Annotated in this window: 17 protein-coding genes and 1 tRNA gene; 15 read left to right on the top strand and 3 right to left on the bottom strand. The window is 41.6% G+C overall.

What is annotated here, in order from left to right; genetic code table 11:
• The first annotated feature begins 71 nt into the window (after positions 1-71).
• The 3 genes from purR (at position 72) to pflA (ending at position 3,136) form a co-directional block, all read left to right on the top strand.
• On the top strand, positions 72-899 hold the full coding sequence (purR, locus tag N8M20_RS05470) for a pur operon repressor (protein WP_004242125.1): 828 nt from the start codon (positions 72-74) through the stop codon (positions 897-899).
• 66 nt (positions 900-965) lie between these two features.
• Complete coding sequence (locus N8M20_RS05465) at positions 966-2,216, top strand: diaminopimelate decarboxylase (RefSeq protein ID WP_261079359.1); 1,251 nt, start codon at positions 966-968, stop codon at positions 2,214-2,216.
• Positions 2,217-2,341: 125 nt separating this feature from the next.
• A complete protein-coding gene (gene pflA / locus N8M20_RS05460) occupies positions 2,342-3,136 on the top strand; it encodes a pyruvate formate-lyase-activating protein (RefSeq protein ID WP_004255837.1) in 795 nt (264 codons plus the stop codon).
• Between the two features lie 225 nt (positions 3,137-3,361).
• Here the strand turns inward: pflA and yidC are convergent, their stop codons facing one another.
• Both yidC and N8M20_RS05450 read right to left on the bottom strand, forming a co-directional pair.
• Entirely contained in the window at positions 3,362-4,288 is a 927-nt protein-coding gene (gene yidC, locus N8M20_RS05455) for a membrane protein insertase YidC (protein ID WP_261079358.1), read from the bottom strand.
• 77 nt (positions 4,289-4,365) lie between these two features.
• On the bottom strand, positions 4,366-4,644 hold the full coding sequence (locus tag N8M20_RS05450) for an acylphosphatase (protein ID WP_261026277.1): 279 nt from the start codon (positions 4,642-4,644) through the stop codon (positions 4,366-4,368).
• Between the two features lie 33 nt (positions 4,645-4,677).
• On the opposite strand from N8M20_RS05450, the gene N8M20_RS05445 reads away from it, so the two are divergent.
• From N8M20_RS05445 to N8M20_RS05395, 11 genes are all read left to right on the top strand, one after another.
• Positions 4,678-5,418, top strand: coding sequence for a TrmH family RNA methyltransferase (locus N8M20_RS05445; RefSeq protein ID WP_261079357.1), 741 nt, complete (start codon positions 4,678-4,680; stop codon positions 5,416-5,418).
• A 54-nt stretch (positions 5,419-5,472) separates the two neighbouring features.
• Complete coding sequence (locus N8M20_RS05440) at positions 5,473-6,156, top strand: Bax inhibitor-1/YccA family protein (RefSeq protein WP_261079356.1); 684 nt, start codon at positions 5,473-5,475, stop codon at positions 6,154-6,156.
• Between the two features lie 112 nt (positions 6,157-6,268).
• The gene (gene asnA / locus N8M20_RS05435; protein WP_000748005.1) at positions 6,269-7,261 is read left to right on the top strand and encodes an aspartate--ammonia ligase; all 993 of its coding nucleotides are present in this window, start codon (positions 6,269-6,271) and stop codon (positions 7,259-7,261) included.
• Between the two features lie 64 nt (positions 7,262-7,325).
• Entirely contained in the window at positions 7,326-7,865 is a 540-nt protein-coding gene (rsmD, locus tag N8M20_RS05430) for a 16S rRNA (guanine(966)-N(2))-methyltransferase RsmD (protein WP_261079355.1), read from the top strand.
• Entirely contained in the window at positions 7,855-8,343 is a 489-nt protein-coding gene (gene coaD / locus N8M20_RS05425) for a pantetheine-phosphate adenylyltransferase (protein ID WP_031227778.1), read from the top strand. The genes rsmD and coaD overlap by 11 nt, the downstream gene beginning before the upstream one ends.
• Positions 8,327-9,364, top strand: coding sequence for a SepM family pheromone-processing serine protease (locus N8M20_RS05420; RefSeq protein ID WP_261079354.1), 1,038 nt, complete (start codon positions 8,327-8,329; stop codon positions 9,362-9,364). The genes coaD and N8M20_RS05420 overlap by 17 nt, the downstream gene beginning before the upstream one ends.
• Before the next feature lie 57 nt (positions 9,365-9,421).
• The gene (locus tag N8M20_RS05415) at positions 9,422-9,652 is read left to right on the top strand and encodes a DUF1146 family protein (RefSeq protein ID WP_004260552.1); all 231 of its coding nucleotides are present in this window, start codon (positions 9,422-9,424) and stop codon (positions 9,650-9,652) included.
• A 23-nt stretch (positions 9,653-9,675) separates the two neighbouring features.
• Positions 9,676-10,959 (top strand): UDP-N-acetylglucosamine 1-carboxyvinyltransferase, encoded by a 1,284-nt coding sequence (gene murA / locus N8M20_RS05410; RefSeq protein WP_261079353.1) that lies wholly within the window; start codon positions 9,676-9,678, stop codon positions 10,957-10,959.
• Positions 10,952-11,140: a DNA-directed RNA polymerase subunit beta gene (locus tag N8M20_RS05405; protein WP_261079352.1), complete on the top strand. Its 189-nt coding sequence runs from the start codon at positions 10,952-10,954 to the stop codon at positions 11,138-11,140. The genes murA and N8M20_RS05405 overlap by 8 nt, the downstream gene beginning before the upstream one ends.
• Positions 11,141-11,178: 38 nt before the next feature.
• Entirely contained in the window at positions 11,179-12,003 is an 825-nt protein-coding gene (locus N8M20_RS05400) for a DNA/RNA non-specific endonuclease (protein ID WP_261079351.1), read from the top strand.
• A gap of 154 nt (positions 12,004-12,157) precedes the next feature.
• Positions 12,158-13,489, top strand: coding sequence for a hemolysin family protein (locus N8M20_RS05395; protein WP_261079350.1), 1,332 nt, complete (start codon positions 12,158-12,160; stop codon positions 13,487-13,489).
• Positions 13,490-13,687: 198 nt separating this feature from the next.
• On the opposite strand, the gene N8M20_RS05390 is transcribed toward N8M20_RS05395, so the two are convergent.
• A tRNA-Cys gene (locus N8M20_RS05390) sits at positions 13,688-13,758 on the bottom strand.
• A gap of 157 nt (positions 13,759-13,915) precedes the next feature.
• Here N8M20_RS05390 and N8M20_RS05385 point away from each other — a divergent pair.
• Complete coding sequence (locus N8M20_RS05385) at positions 13,916-15,904, top strand: peptide ABC transporter substrate-binding protein (RefSeq protein WP_261079349.1); 1,989 nt, start codon at positions 13,916-13,918, stop codon at positions 15,902-15,904.
• Positions 15,905-15,915 lie beyond the last annotated feature (11 nt).

The following is a 15,915-nucleotide window of genomic DNA, read 5'->3' as shown; positions in this document are numbered from 1 at the left end:
TTGAACCACCAGCGACCAGCTTTCTAGTTTGCTTTTTGATTTTTTGAATAAAAATAGAATAGGAAATAGAAATGAAATTAAGAAGAAGTGATCGGATGGTTGTCATTTCCAACTATTTGATTAATAATCCTTATAAACTAACTAGCCTCAATACTTTTGCTGAAAAGTATGAATCTGCTAAATCATCCATCTCAGAGGATATCGTGATTATCAAACGAGCCTTTGAGGAAATCGAAATTGGTCACATCCAGACTGTAACTGGGGCTGGCGGAGGTGTGATCTTTACACCGTCTATTTCGAATCAGGATGCTAAGGAAATGGTTGAAGACTTGCGTGCCAAGTTGTCAGAAAGTGACCGTATCTTGCCAGGTGGTTATATCTACCTGTCTGATTTGCTTAGCACACCAGCTATTTTGAAAAATATTGGTCGCATTATTGCCAAGAGCTTTATGGACCAAAAAATTGATGCGGTTATGACAGTAGCGACTAAGGGTGTTCCACTTGCAAATGCAGTTGCCAATGTCCTCAATGTTCCCTTTGTCATTGTGCGCCGTGACTTGAAAATTACCGAAGGTTCAACGGTTAGCGTCAACTATGTATCAGGTTCAAGTGGTGACCGTATTGAGAAAATGTTCCTTTCAAAACGCAGTCTCAAGGCAGGAAGCCGTGTCTTGATTGTGGATGACTTCTTGAAAGGTGGCGGAACGGTCAACGGGATGATCAGTCTCTTGCGTGAGTTTGATTCAGAATTAGCAGGTGTAGCCGTCTTTGCGGATAATGCTCAAGAAGAACGCGAAAAGCAGTTTGACTACAAGTCACTCTTGAAGGTAACCAATATTGATGTCAAGAACCAAGCCATCGATGTTGAGGTTGGCAATATCTTTGACGAAGATAAATAAGAGATAGAACTAAAGGTTGGAACGATTGTCCCAGCCTTTCTTTGCAAATAGAATAGAAGGAAGTTTATGAAAACACCATTTATCAATAAAGAAGACTTAGAAGCGATTGTTGCCGAGTTCCCAACTCCCTTTCACTTGTATGATGAGAAGGGGATTCGTGAGAAGGCAAGAGCTGTCAACCGAGCCTTTTCGTGGAATAAGGGCTTTAAGGAATATTTTGCAGTTAAGGCTACTCCAACACCAGCTATCTTGAAAATCCTCCAAGAGGAAGGCTGCGGTGTGGACTGCTCTAGTTATGTAGAGCTTTTAATGAGTCATAAACTGAATTTCCCTGGTTCTGAGATTATGTTCTCTTCAAACAACACGCCAGACAAGGAATACGCCTATGCACGTGAATTGGGTGCGACCATTAACTTGGATGCCTTTGAAGATATTGAACATCTAGAGCGTGCAGCAGGCATTCCAGAAATTATCTCTTGTCGTTACAATCCTGGAGGCGTTTTTGAACTTGGGACAGACATTATGGACAATCCTGGAGAAGCCAAGTTTGGTATGACCAAGGACCAGCTCTTTGAAGCTTTTGCCATCTTGAAGGAAAAAGGAGCCAAGACTTTTGGGATTCACTCCTTCCTAGCGTCCAATACCGTGACCCATCTCTATTATCCAGAGTTGGCGCGTCAGCTTTTTGAATTGGCTGTTGAAATCAAGGAAAAGTTGGGCATTTCGCTAGACTTTATCAATCTTTCTGGCGGTATTGGTGTCAACTATCGTCCAGACCAAGAGCCGAACGATATTGCCTTGATTGGTGAGGGGGTTCGTAAGGTTTATGAAGAGGTCCTTACGCCAGCAGGTCTTGGTCAGGTCAAGATTTTTACCGAATTAGGTCGTTTTATGTTAGCCCCTCACGGTGCTTTGGTTACAAGAGTCACTCATAAGAAGAAAACCTACCGTACCTATCTAGGTGTGGATGCATCAGCAGTCAACCTCATGCGTCCAGCTATGTACGGAGCTTACCATCATATTACTAACGTGACCCATCCAGATGGACCAGCTGAAGTGGTAGATGTGGTTGGTTCACTCTGTGAAAACAATGATAAATTTGCAGTGAATCGCGAACTGCCTCATACAGAAATCGGTGATTTGCTGGTCATTCATGATACAGGTGCCCACGGTTTTTCAATGGGCTACCAGTACAACGCCAAACTTCGTTCTGCGGAAATCCTTTATACCGAAGAAGGTAAAGCCCGCCAAATCCGCCGTGCAGAGCGCCCTGAGGACTACTTTGCAACCTTGTATGGCTTTGATTTTGAAGAATAAAATGATAATTCATTGAAAATGAAATTGAAAAACAGATTGCTTTCTAAAAAATAGGCAAAAATCTTGTTTTTCCTTCAAGTCGTGATATAATAAAACTATAAAACGTTTTCAAGGAAGGTAACGATATGTCTGAAGAAACAATTGATTATGGACAAGTGACAGGAATGGTGCATTCGACAGAAAGTTTTGGGGCGGTAGATGGCCCTGGTATTCGCTTTATTGTCTTTTTGCAGGGCTGTCACATGCGTTGCCAGTATTGCCACAATCCAGACACTTGGGCTATGGAGTCCAATAAGTCACGTGAACGGACGGTAGATGATGTCTTGACAGAGGCCTTGCGCTACCGCGGTTTCTGGGGAAATAAGGGCGGTATTACAGTCAGTGGAGGAGAAGCCCTCTTGCAGATTGATTTCCTGATTGCCCTCTTCACCAAGGCTAAGGAACAAGGAATCCACTGTACCTTGGATACCTGTGCGCTGCCTTTCCGTAATAAACCACGTTACCTTGAAAAGTTTGACAAACTCATGGCTGTCACTGACTTGGTTCTCTTGGATATCAAGGAAATCAACGAAGAACAGCACAAGATTGTCACTAGCCAAACCAATAAAAATATCTTGGCTTGTGCCCAGTATCTATCAGATATTGGAAAACCTGTCTGGATTCGCCACGTGCTAGTTCCGGGATTGACAGACAGAGATGATGACTTGATTGAACTTGGTAAGTTCGTCAAGACCCTTAAAAATGTTGATAAGTTTGAAATTCTACCTTATCACACCATGGGTGAGTTCAAGTGGCGTGAACTTGGAATTCCTTATTCCCTCGAAGGAGTCAAACCACCAACAGCAGATCGCGTCAAGAACGCTAAAAAACTCATGGATACCGAAAGTTACCAAGACTATATGAAACGTGTACATGGATAAAAAAGAAGCCTGATGGAAACATCGGGCTTTTGATACTCAATGAAAATCAAAGAGCAAACTATGAAGCTAGCCGCAGGTTGCTCAAAGCACTGCTTTGAGGTTGTAGATAGAGCTGACGAAGTCAGTAACATATATACGGCAAGGCGAAGCTGACGTGGTTTGAAGAGATTTTCGAAGAGTATGACTTGCAAAAAGACTTAGCAAACTAGCTAAGCCTTTTTCTTCTTATCTCGAACGTTGTTTTCCAGCGTTGCGATTTTTGTGTTTTTTCTTGCTTGTGATAGCAGTTGGTTGTTCAGGAGTAACGTCTTTTCGTCCACTTGGTGTAGAGAAAGCACGTGCTTTTGGTGGGTTCTTGGCTAGTTCTTCACGGACTTTTTTGCGAAGTTTTGGACGAACGATATAGTTGACGATAAACTGTTGGAGAATCATCATGAAACCACCGACAACCCAGTAAAGTGTGACACTGGCTGGTGAAATGAGGGAGAAGCCGGCAATCATGACTGGGCTCACGTAAGCCATTTTCTTGATTTGATCTCTTTGCGTTTCATCTTCTACTCCGTGAAGTGAAAGGAGTGATTGAAGATAGTAAAGGACACCAGCGCAGGCAGCTAAAATCATACTTGGAGAGCCTAGAGGAATTCCTAGGTAACTTGCTTGAGCAACACCTTCAGTATGTTGGGCAGCAAAGTAAATTGCAGAGAAGAAAGGCATTTGAAGGAGGATAGGGAAACATCCTACACCACCAAACATGCTGATGCCGTGTTCTTTTTGAGCGGCAAAGAGAGCTTGTTGGGCTTCGAGTTTTTCTTCTTGAGTAGTCGCTTCCTTGAGACGTGTTTGGTGTGGCTCAAGGACGTGCTTGAGGGCGTTCATCTTTTCAGAGTGAAGCGTTGCCTTCCATGATTGGTAGATACCAAGTGGCAAGATAATCAAGCGCACGATAATGGTTACGATGATGATAGCGACACCAAAGCCTAGACCTTGATCAGTAGCGAAGTACTTGATAGCTTCAGCCATAGGCGCTCCGATAGTATTCCAAATAAATCCTATTGGCTTTCCTGTGGCTTTATCGACGCTAACACAGCCAGTCAAGACAAGCAACATAGCCACTCCCATAGCCGAGAGTGCAAAACGTTTAATAGATTTCACTGTTTTTATTCCTTCTTTAAAAATTATACCTTTCTATTCTACTGTTTTTTTACAAAATATACAATAGTTCTAGAGACCTAATTTGCGATTTTGAAGTCAGGATAGGGAGGAAAGTTGCTCAGTTTGACATCTAAGTAGCTGACTTTTGAAAAAGGTGTGGGTCCTTTGCGGATTTCTTGGATAAATTTCGCCATGGTAGAGGATGAGTCTGCTTGGGCTAAGATTTCCACTGTGCCATCGTCGTTATTCCATACTCGGCCTGTGATGCCACCGATTTCAAGTGCTAGGCTGTAAACACCCCAACGAAAGCCGACTCCCTGTACCCTACCTTGGGCAATCATTCTAACCTTTTGCATACCAAACCCCTTTGATTGTGTTATAATATTTCTATGACTATTATAACCTCAAAAGCCAATTCCGTGGTAAAAAATGCCAAGAAATTACACCAAAAAAAATACCGCAAGTCTGCTTATTTGATTGAAGGCTGGCACTTGTTTGAAGAAGCTGTTCAAGCTGGAGTGACGATTGAGAAAATCTTTGCCCTAGAAAATTACCGAGATCAGTTAGCCTCGTTTCCGCAAACTGTCTGGGTGTCAGAGGATATTTTGCTAGATTTAGCGGATTCTCAGACTCCGCAGGGAATTGTTGCGGTGGTTCAAAAAGAAGAAGTAGGAGAAGCTGACTTTAGTCAGGGTAAATTCTTGTTTTTGGAAGATGTGCAAGATCCTGGTAATGTGGGAACCATCATTCGGACTGCAGATGCAGCAGGTTTTACTGGAGTGATTGTTTCAGATAAGTCGGCAGACATCTACAGTCTCAAGACCTTACGTTCCATGCAAGGCAGTCATTTTCATCTGCCCATTTATCGAATGTCTAGTCAAAGGCTTCTCGAGGAAGCTAAAAAGGCAGGTATCCCAGTGCTGGCAACAACCTTATCTAAAGATTCTGTTGATTACAGAGAACTGCCTCCTATAGAAAATTTTGTACTAGTCATGGGAAATGAGGGGCAAGGAATTAGTCCCCTCATGGCTGAAAGTGCAGATCAATTGGTCCATATTAGCATGAAGGGGCAGGCTGAGAGTCTGAATGTTGCCGTTGCAGCAGGTATTTTAATTTTCCATTTAAGCTAATTTTAACTTTCTTTGTTATAATCAAGGAAAGATGTTCATAGAAAAGGAGAAAAGATGAATCACACTATTATTCATGACCGCGCAGGTCTCAATCAATTTTACGCTAAAGTCTATGCCTTTGTTGGTCTGGGGATCGGACTATCTGCTTTGGTATCAGGCCTTATGTTGACGGTCTTTCAATCTCAGTTGGTTTACTTTTTGATGCAGGGGCGTCTCTGGTTGACCATTGCAACCTTTGCGGAGTTGGCCTTGGTTTTTGTTGCTAGTAACATGGCCTTAAAGAATAGTCCAGCGGCTCTTCCAGTATTTTTACTTTACTCTGTTTTAAACGGCTTTACCCTTAGTTTTGTGGTGGCCTTCTATACTCCGGGTACAGTTGTATCCGCCTTTGTGTCTAGCGCCCTTCTCTTCTTTGTCATGGCGGCAGTTGGCATGTTCACTAAGAAAGATTTGAGTGGCCTTGGTCGGGCTATGATGGCGGCTCTTATCGGTTTACTGATTGCCATGGTAGTCAATATTTTTTTGGCTAGTGGTTTCTTTGATTATATGATTAGCGTAGCCATGGTTTTGGTCTTCTCTGGGCTGATTGCTTGGGACAACCAAAGGATTCGCCTTGCTTATGAGCAATCACAAGGTCGTGTAGCGACAGGTTGGGTTGTGTCAATGGCTCTCAGTATTTATCTTGATTTTATTAATCTTTTCCTAAGTATTTTACGTATCTTTGGTCGTAATGACTAAAGGTCTATGAAATCAGTGTTTTGAATGACACTGATTTTTTTTTAAAATTTCTCTTTTCTTTTCTTGGAAATAGGTGTATAATGCTTTTAATTAATTTTTTGAGGAGTAGTTTATGAAGAAAAGTTTTATCCACCAACAAGAAGAAATTTCCTTTGTCAAAAACACTTTTACTCAGTATTTGAAAGACAAGCTAGAAGTTGTCGAAGTTCAAGGTCCTATCTTGAGTAGGGTCGGTGACGGGATGCAGGACAACTTATCAGGTGTTGAGAATGCCGTATCGGTCAAGGTTCTCCAAATCCCTGATGCTACTTATGAAGTGGTGCATTCACTTGCTAAATGGAAACGCCATACTCTAGCTCGCTTTGGTTTCGGTGAGGGTGAAGGTCTTTTCGTCCACATGAAAGCCCTTCGTCCAGACGAAGACTCGCTGGATGCAACCCACTCTGTTTATGTTGACCAGTGGGACTGGGAGAAAGTTATCCCAAATGGTAAACGGAACATCGCTTATCTAAAAGAAACAGTTGAGAAGATTTACAAGGCCATTCGTTTGACAGAACTAGCTGTTGAAGCTCGCTATGACATCGAGTCTATCTTGCCAAAACAAATCACTTTTATCCACACAGAAGAGTTGGTAGAACGCTACCCAGACTTGACACCGAAAGAACGTGAAAATGCTATTTGTAAAGAATTTGGAGCAGTCTTCTTGATTGGTATCGGTGGTGAATTACCAGACGGTAAACCGCACGATGGGCGTGCACCAGACTATGATGATTGGACAAGCGAGTCTGAAAATGGCTACAAGGGTCTAAATGGCGATATTCTTGTTTGGAATGAGTCTTTAGGTGGAGCCTTTGAGTTGTCTTCTATGGGGATTCGTGTAGATGAAGAAACCCTTCGCCGTCAGGTAGAAATCACCGGTGATGAAGACCGCTTGGAATTGGAATGGCACAAGGCTTTGTTGAATGGCCTATTCCCATTGACAATCGGTGGAGGAATTGGACAATCTCGGATGGCCATGTTCCTACTTCGCAAGAAACACATCGGAGAAGTGCAAACAAGTGTTTGGCCTCAAGAAGTCCGCGATACTTACGAAAATATTTTGTAGAGAATCGAACCGCAAGGTTCGGTTTTCTTTCTCTTTTCGCCCATAATTTGGTATAATAAACGGTATGAAAATCGTATCAGGAATCTATGGGGGACGTCCCCTCAAGACACTAGAAGGAAAGACGACAAGACCTACTTCGGATAAGGTTAGGGGAGCCATTTTTAACATGATTGGTCCCTACTTTGAAGGGGGACGAGTCTTGGACCTGTATGCAGGTAGTGGTGGTTTATCTATCGAGGCAGTATCGCGTGGCATGTCCAGCGCTGTTTTGGTGGAGCGAGACCGTAAGGCTCAGGCTATCGTGGCTGAAAATATTCAGATGACCAAGGAAGTTGGAAAATTTCAACTCCTCAAGATGGATGCAGAGAGGGCGTTGGAACAGATCTCTGGGGAATTTGCCCTCGTTTTCTTAGACCCTCCGTATGCCAAGGAACAAATCGTAGCAGATATTGAAAAAATGGCTGAGAGGGAGCTTTTTTCTGAAGATGTCATGGTCGTGTGTGAGACGGATAAGGCCGTTGAACTTCCAGAAGAAATTGCCTGTCTTGGCATCTGGAAGGAAAAAATGTATGGAATTAGTAAGGTGACAGTCTATGTCAGATAAGATTGGCTTATTCACAGGCTCATTTGATCCGATGACAAATGGGCATCTGGATATCATTGAACGGGCGAGCAGACTCTTTGATAAGCTCTATGTCGGTATTTTTTTTAATCCCCACAAACAAGGATTTCTTCCTATCGAAAATCGTAAACGGGGGTTAGAAAAGGCTTTGAAACATTTGGGAAATGTTAAAGTCGTGTCTTCTCATGATGAATTGGTGGTCGATGTCGCGAAAAGACTGGGGGCTACTTGTCTAGTGCGTGGTTTGAGGAATGCGTCTGATTTGCAATATGAAGCCAGTTTTGATTACTACAATCATCAGCTGTCTCCTAATATAGAGACCATTTATTTACATAGTCGACCTGAACATCTCTATCTCAGTTCATCCGGTGTTAGAGAGCTTTTGAAGTTTGGTCAGGATATTGCCGGCTATGTTCCTGATAGTATTTTGGAGGAAATAAGAAATGAAAAAAAAGATTAGATGGCCCTTATATGTCATTGCGGCCTTGATTGTGACTTTCTTGGCATTTGTAGTGCCCTTGCCCTACTATATAGAAGTTCCAGGTGGTTCGGAAGATATTCGCCAAGTCCTTAAAGTAAATGACACAGAAGATAAGGAAGCTGGTGCCTATCAATTCGTTACGGTTGGTGTCCAACATGCCACTTTAGCCCATATGATTTATGCGTGGTTGACGCCTTTTACAGATATTCGTAGTGCTCAGGAGACTACAGGTGGATCTTCCGATGTTGAATTTATGCGGATCAATCAATTCTACATGCAAACATCGCAAAATATGGCCAAGTATCAAGGGCTAAAAACAGCTGGTAAGGATATTGAACTTAAGTACCTTGGGGTTTATGTCTTGACTGTGACGGATAATTCGACCTTTAAAGGGATTCTCAACATCTCTGATACGGTCACAGCAGTCAATGATCAAACCTTTGACAGTTCCAAAGACTTGATTGATTACGTCAATTCTCAAAAACTAGGGGACTCCGTCAAGGTCACCTATGAAGAGGATGGGCAAACCAAGTCTGCAGAAGGTAAGATTATCACCTTGGAAAATGGCAAAAATGGAATTGGAATCGGCTTGATTGACCGTACAGAAGTAACCAGTGATGTCCCAATTCGCTTTTCAACAGCTGGTATCGGTGGTCCAAGTGCAGGTCTCATGTTTAGTCTGGCCATCTATACCCAAATAGCTGACCCTGGCCTTCGTAATGGCCGTATCGTTGCCGGTACAGGAACCATTGACCGCGATGGTAATGTGGGAGACATTGGAGGTATTGATAAGAAAGTTGTAGCTTCGGCTAGAGAAGGTGCCGCGATTTTCTTTGCCCCTGATAACCCTGTTAGCGAAGAAGAACAAAAAGCGCATCCTGATGCGAAAAACAACTACCAAACGGCCCTAGATACAGCCAAAACAATCAAGACAGATATGAAAATCGTGCCAGTTAAAACCCTACAAGATGCAATTGATTACTTGAAAAACAATCCCTAGTTTTTGAGTGAAGTTTCCAAACTAGCGCACAAACAGAGAAGATGGTATAATAGTCAAATGGTTCAATTATTATTCACTCTAAGCAGTCACATGCTCTTTATTTATGTGAGTTTTTACCTTTTAAAGAATCTTGTTAGATGGGAAAAGGTTTTAAAAGTGACAACTGAGAATACAGGAAAAGTTCGTTTACTAGTAGCCTTTTTCAGTATTGTAATGGGCTATATCATGAGTTCTTTCTTTATCAGCCTATATCAGTTGTGGCAAGAAGCGCTTAGAGGATTATTATAAAATCAAATGTAAAGGAAATAAGTATGGAAAAAATTGTGGTTCAAGGTGGCGATAATCGTCTGGTAGGAAGTGTTACGATTGAAGGAGCAAAGAATGCAGTCTTGCCCTTGTTGGCAGCGACTATTCTAGCAAGTGAAGGGAAGACCGTCTTGCAGAATGTTCCGATTTTGTCAGATGTTTTCACTATGAATCAGGTGGTTCGTGGTTTGAATGCCAAGGTGGATTTTGATGAAGAAGCTCATCTTGTCGAGGTGGATGCGACTGGAGACATCACTGAGGAAGCTCCCTACAAGTATGTCAGCAAGATGCGTGCATCTATCGTTGTCTTGGGACCAATTCTTGCCCGTGTAGGTCATGCCAAGGTATCCATGCCAGGCGGTTGTACGATTGGTAGCCGTCCTATTGATCTTCATTTGAAAGGTCTAGAAGCTATGGGGGCTAAGATTAGTCAGACAGCTGGTTACATCGAAGCCAAGGCTGATCGCTTACATGGAGCTCATATCTACATGGACTTCCCAAGTGTTGGTGCTACACAGAACTTGATGATGGCAGCGACTTTAGCTGATGGGGTGACAGTGATTGAAAATGCTGCGCGTGAGCCTGAGATTGTTGACCTAGCCATTCTCCTCAATGAAATGGGAGCTAAGGTTAAGGGTGCTGGTACAGAGACCATTACCATTACCGGTGTTGAGAAACTTCATGGTACGATTCACAATGTAGTCCAAGACCGTATCGAAGCAGGAACCTTTATGGTAGCTGCTGCTATGACTGGTGGTGATGTCTTGATTAAAGATGCTGTTTGGGAGCACAATCGTCCCTTGATTGCCAAATTGCTTGAAATGGGAGTGGAAGTGACGGAGGAGACTGAAGGAATTCGAGTTCGCTCTCAACTAGAAAATCTAAAAGCTGTTCATGTGAAAACCTTGCCCCACCCAGGATTTCCAACAGATATGCAGGCTCAATTTACAGCTTTGATGACTGTCGCAAAAGGGGAATCAACTATGGTGGAGACGGTATTCGAAAATCGTTTCCAACATCTAGAAGAAATGCGTCGCATGGGCTTGCACTCTGAGATTATCCGTGATACAGCTCGTATTGTTGGTGGTCAACCTTTGCAGGGGGCAGAAGTTCTTTCAACTGACCTTCGTGCCAGTGCGGCCTTGATTTTGACAGGTTTGGTAGCACAAGGAGAAACTGTAGTTGGTAAATTGGTTCACTTGGATAGAGGTTACTACCGTTTCCATGAGAAGTTGGCGCAGCTAGGTGCTAAGATTCAGCGGATTGAGGCAAGTGATGAAGATGAATAAGAAATCAAGCTACGTAATCAAGCGTTTACTTTTAGTCATCCTGGTACTGATTTTAGGTGCTCTAGCCCTAGGAATCGGCTTAATGGTAGGTTATGGAATCTTGGGCAAGGGTCAAGATTCGTGGGCTATCCTGTCTCCAGCAAAATGGCAGGAATTGATTCATAAATTTACAGGAAATTAGGCTGGGAGACCAGCCTTTTTATAAAGATAAGGAGAAATATGAACAAAAAAACAAGACAGACACTAATCGGACTGCTAGTGTTATTGCTTTTATCTGCAGGGAGCTACTATATCAAGCAGACTGAACTAGGCAATCAGGCTGCTAAGACAAAAATGAGTCAGAAAAGTCAATCACCAGACGCGCCTGGTCAAGAATTGGCAGAAAGTGTCTTAACAGACGCAGTCAAGAGTCAAATAAAAGGGAGCCTGGAGTGGAATGGCTCAGGTGCTTTTATCGTCAATGGTAATAAAACAAATCTAGATGCCAAGGTTTCAAGTAAGCCCTACGCTGATAATAAAACAAAGACAGTGGGTAAGGAAACGGTACCAACCGTAGCTAATGCCCTCTTGTCTAAGGCTACTCGTCAGTACAAGAATCGTGAAGAAACTGGGAATGGTTCGACTTCATGGACTCCTCCAGGCTGGCATCAGGTTAAGAATCTAAAGGGTACTTATACCCATGCGGTCGATAGAGGTCACTTGTTAGGCTATGCCTTAATCGGTGGCTTGGATGGTTTTGATGCCTCGACAAGCAATCCTAAAAACATTGCTGTTCAAACAGCCTGGGCAAATCAGGCTCAAGCTGAGGATTCGACTGGTCAAAACTACTATGAAAGCATGGTACGTAAGGCCTTGGATAAAAACAAGCGTGTCCGTTACCGTGTAACTCTTTATTATGCTTCAAACGAGGATTTAGTTCCTTCAGCTTCACAGATTGAAGCCAAGTCTTCAGACGGAGAATTGGAATTCAATGTTCTAGTTCCAAATGTTCAAAAGGGACTTCAACTGGATTACCGAACTGGAGAAGTAACTGTAACTCAGTAAAAGATAAGATAAACTCCTATGTCACTTGTGGATATAGGGGCTCTTTTTTGGACAATTTAAGTAGAACTAGAATAGATACTGAGAAAAAATAATATGTACTGGACTATATTTTGTGATATAATAGAGGATAAGATACTATTTTAGGAGAAGAACTATGGAAGACCCAAGTAGTCAGAATTTGTTGCTACAATTTGTTTTATTGTTTATCTTGACGGTGTTAAATGCCTTTTTCTCAGCCACAGAAATGGCCATGGTTTCACTTAATCGTGCGCGGGTTGAACAAAAGGCAGAAGAAGGAGATAGACGCTACATCCGCCTGCTGAAGGTACTAGAAAATCCTAACCACTTTTTATCAACCATTCAGGTAGGAATCACCCTGATTACAATCTTATCAGGGGCGAGTTTAGCCGATACTCTAGGACGTGTGATTTCCTCTTGGCTTGGGAATGGCGAAACAGCACAAGCCGTGGCAACTTTTCTATCCTTGGCATTTTTGACCTATATTTCCATCGTTTTTGGGGAATTATATCCTAAGAGAATCGCCCTTAATCTAAAGGATGCCTTGGCAATTCGTACAGCGCCGGTTATTATTGGATTGGGGAAACTAGTTAGTCCCTTTGTTTGGCTCTTGTCTGCATCTACCAATCTCTTGAGTCGCTTGACTCCTATGACCTTTGACGATGCTGACGAAAAAATGACCCGTGATGAAATTGAGTACATGCTGACAAATAGTGAAGAAACACTAGATGCTGACGAAATTGAAATGTTACAAGGAATCTTTTCACTGGACGAATTAATGGCCAGAGAAGTCATGGTTCCTCGGACGGATGCCTTTATGGTGGATATTCAGGATGATAGTCAAGCCATTATCCAAAGTATTTTAAAACAAAATTATTCTCGTATCCCTGTCTATGATGGGGATAAGGACAATGTGATTGGGATCATTCACACCAAGAGTCTCCTTAAGGCGGGCTTTGTGGATGGTTTTGACAATATTGTTTGGAAGAAAATCTTACAAGATCCACTTTTTGTTCCTGAAACCATTTTTGTGGATGACTTGTTAAAAGAACTGCGCAATACCCAAAGACAAATGGCGATCTTGCTGGATGAATACGGTGGGATGGCTGGTTTAGTGACACTTGAAGACCTCCTAGAGGAAATCGTTGGGGAAATCGATGACGAAACAGATAAGGCTGAAATCGAAGTTCATCAAATTGGAGAAGATACTTATATTGTTCAAGGTACTATGAATCTCAATGATTTTAATGACTACTTTGATGTTGAACTGGCAAGTGATGACGTTGATACCATCGCTGGTTACTATTTGACAGGAGTTGGGACCATTCCAACGACTGAGAAACTCAGTTATGAATTAGTCAGCCAAAACAAACAGCTTATCCTAACCAATGATAAAGTGAAAAATGGACGTGTTACCAAGGTAAAAGTCCAAATCACAGAAGTAGAAATTGAAGAAGAAACAGAGTAAATTAGAGGCTTTTGTCATCATGAGTGACAAAGCTTTTTTCAGTTGATTTTAAAAGGGAATAGTATCCTCGAAAAACTCAGCCCCCAAATCTGCCCAAAAGTTTTTAAAATCTATCCGTATTTATCCGAAGAAAAAATAAAAAAAGCCCTATTTTACGGGCTTTTTGTCTTGATAAATTCCGATTAATTCGGTATTGAAAGGCGGTAGACGGATTTGAACCGACGATCAAGCTTTTGCAGAGCCGTGCCTTACCACTTGGCTATACCGCCTTAACGTTTATTATTATACCTTGAAAATGATTTTCAGTCAATAGCTTTTTCAGATTTTTTGTGTCAATAAGCCTAAATATTCTGAAAATTCGTTTACTTTTCTTGAAATCTATGGTATAATTGATGATAACCTATACTTTATAAGAGGAGTAAAGAAATGAAAAAAAGTCAAGTGCTTGCTGTAGCAGGAGCTACCTTATTAGCGTCAGGAGTTCTAGCTGCGTGTTCAAACACTAGTTCAAATAATGCTAAACTAGCAAAAGATTACCAATATGTTTATCAAACAGATCCAGAAACCTTGGATTATATCGTTAGCAATATTGATTCAACATCATTCGTCACAACAAATGCAGTAGATGGTTTGTTGGCTAACGATAAATATGGTAATCTGGTTCCTTCTATTGCTGAATCATGGACAGTTTCAAAAGATGGTTTGACTTATACCTATAAAATCCGTAAGGATGCTAAATGGGTGACAGCAGAGGGAGAAGAATATGCTCCTGTAACTGCTAAAGACTTCGTTACTGGTTTGAAACATGCCGTAGATGGAAAATCAAAAGGACTTTCAATCGTTAGCTCTTCTATTAAGGGATTAGAAGCCTATATCAAGGGTGAAACAAGCGATTTTTCAACCGTTGGAATAAAAGCACTTGATGATCAAACACTAGAATATACTTTGAACCAGCCAGAAACTTTCTGGAATGACAAGACAACTAGTGGTGTTTTGATGCCGGTTAATGAAGAATTCTTAACTTCAAAAGGGGAAGGTTTTGGTGCCCCGACAGATGCTAACTCTATTCTTTATAACGGTCCATTTGTCTTGAAGGCTGTAACTCCTAAATCATCTATCGAGATGGCTAAAAATGACGCTTATTGGGATAAAGAAAATGTAAAAATTGAGAACGTTAAGTTCACTTTCTGGGATGGTAAGGATCAAGATGTAATTGCCAAAGGTTTTTCTGATGGTCAATATAGCAAGGCGCGTATCTTCCCTACAAGTTCTACATATGAAAAATATGCGGCTGACTTCAAAGATAACATTTACTTTAACGAACCAGGTGCGGGTGTTGCGACTGTCAGCTTGAACTATGGCCGTACAACTTATAACCACACTGCTAAGACAAGTGATGCCCAAAAGACATCTACTAAGAAAGCTTTGTTAAACAAGGAATTCCGTCAAGCCTTGAACTTTGCGGTAGATCGCAGTTCTTATTCAGCTCAAACAAATGGTACTGATGGAGCTGCAGTAGCCATCCGTAATACATTCGCACCTTATAATCTTCAAGTTGGTAAGAAAACATTTGGTGAATTGGTACAAGATAGCTTGGCTAAGACAAATTCTTCTACTTGGTCAAACGTATCTCTAGCAGATTCTCAAAATGGTCTTTACAATGAAGAAAAAGCGAAAGAAGCATTTGCTAAAGCTAAATCAAGCCTACAAGCTGAAGGTGTTGAATTCCCAATCCACTTGGATGCCTTGGTTATCCAAGAATCAACAGCGGTTGTAAACCGTGTGCAATCATTGAAGCAATCAATTGAAAAAGTATTGGGTTCAGATAATGTTGTTGTAGATTTGCAACAAATGACTCAAGCAGAAGCTTTACCAATTTCATTTAGTGCTCCAACAGCTAAAGAGCAAGACTGGGATATCCATACTTTGCTAGGATGGAACCCTGACTATCAAGATCCTTCTACTTTCTTGGATCAGTTCGTCCTTAAGGGAGGAAGTACTCGTCTTTACCTTGGTATTGACCAAAACACTGATGCATCAGTATTAAGTAAACTTGGTTTAGCTGACTATGGAAAATTACTTGATGACGCAAACAGCGAAAACCAAGACGTTCAAAAACGTTATGAAAAATATGCAGTAGCACAAGCTTGGTTGACTGACAATGCTTTGACAATTCCAGTAATGGCTTCTCCTAAAGAAACAGCCGTTTCATATGTTTCAAAAGTTCTACCATTTAGCTCTTCATATTCTGTAGCTGGTCTTAAAGGTGAAAATGCAGGATACTTGAAGTATACTGAAGTTGGTGAAAAAGCAATCACCAAAGAAGAGTATGAAAAAGCTCGTGAAAAATGGTTGAAAGAAAAGACTGAGTCAAACGAGAAAGCTCAAAAAGAATTGGCAAGTCATGTGAAGTAAATAATTTTCAA

This window comes from Streptococcus mitis, assembly GCF_946190275.1.
Taxonomy (GTDB): Bacteria; Bacillota; Bacilli; order Lactobacillales; family Streptococcaceae; genus Streptococcus; species Streptococcus mitis_DC.
The sequence above is the reverse complement of the archived record's forward strand: the minus strand, read 5'-3'. Positions and strand labels throughout refer to the sequence as shown.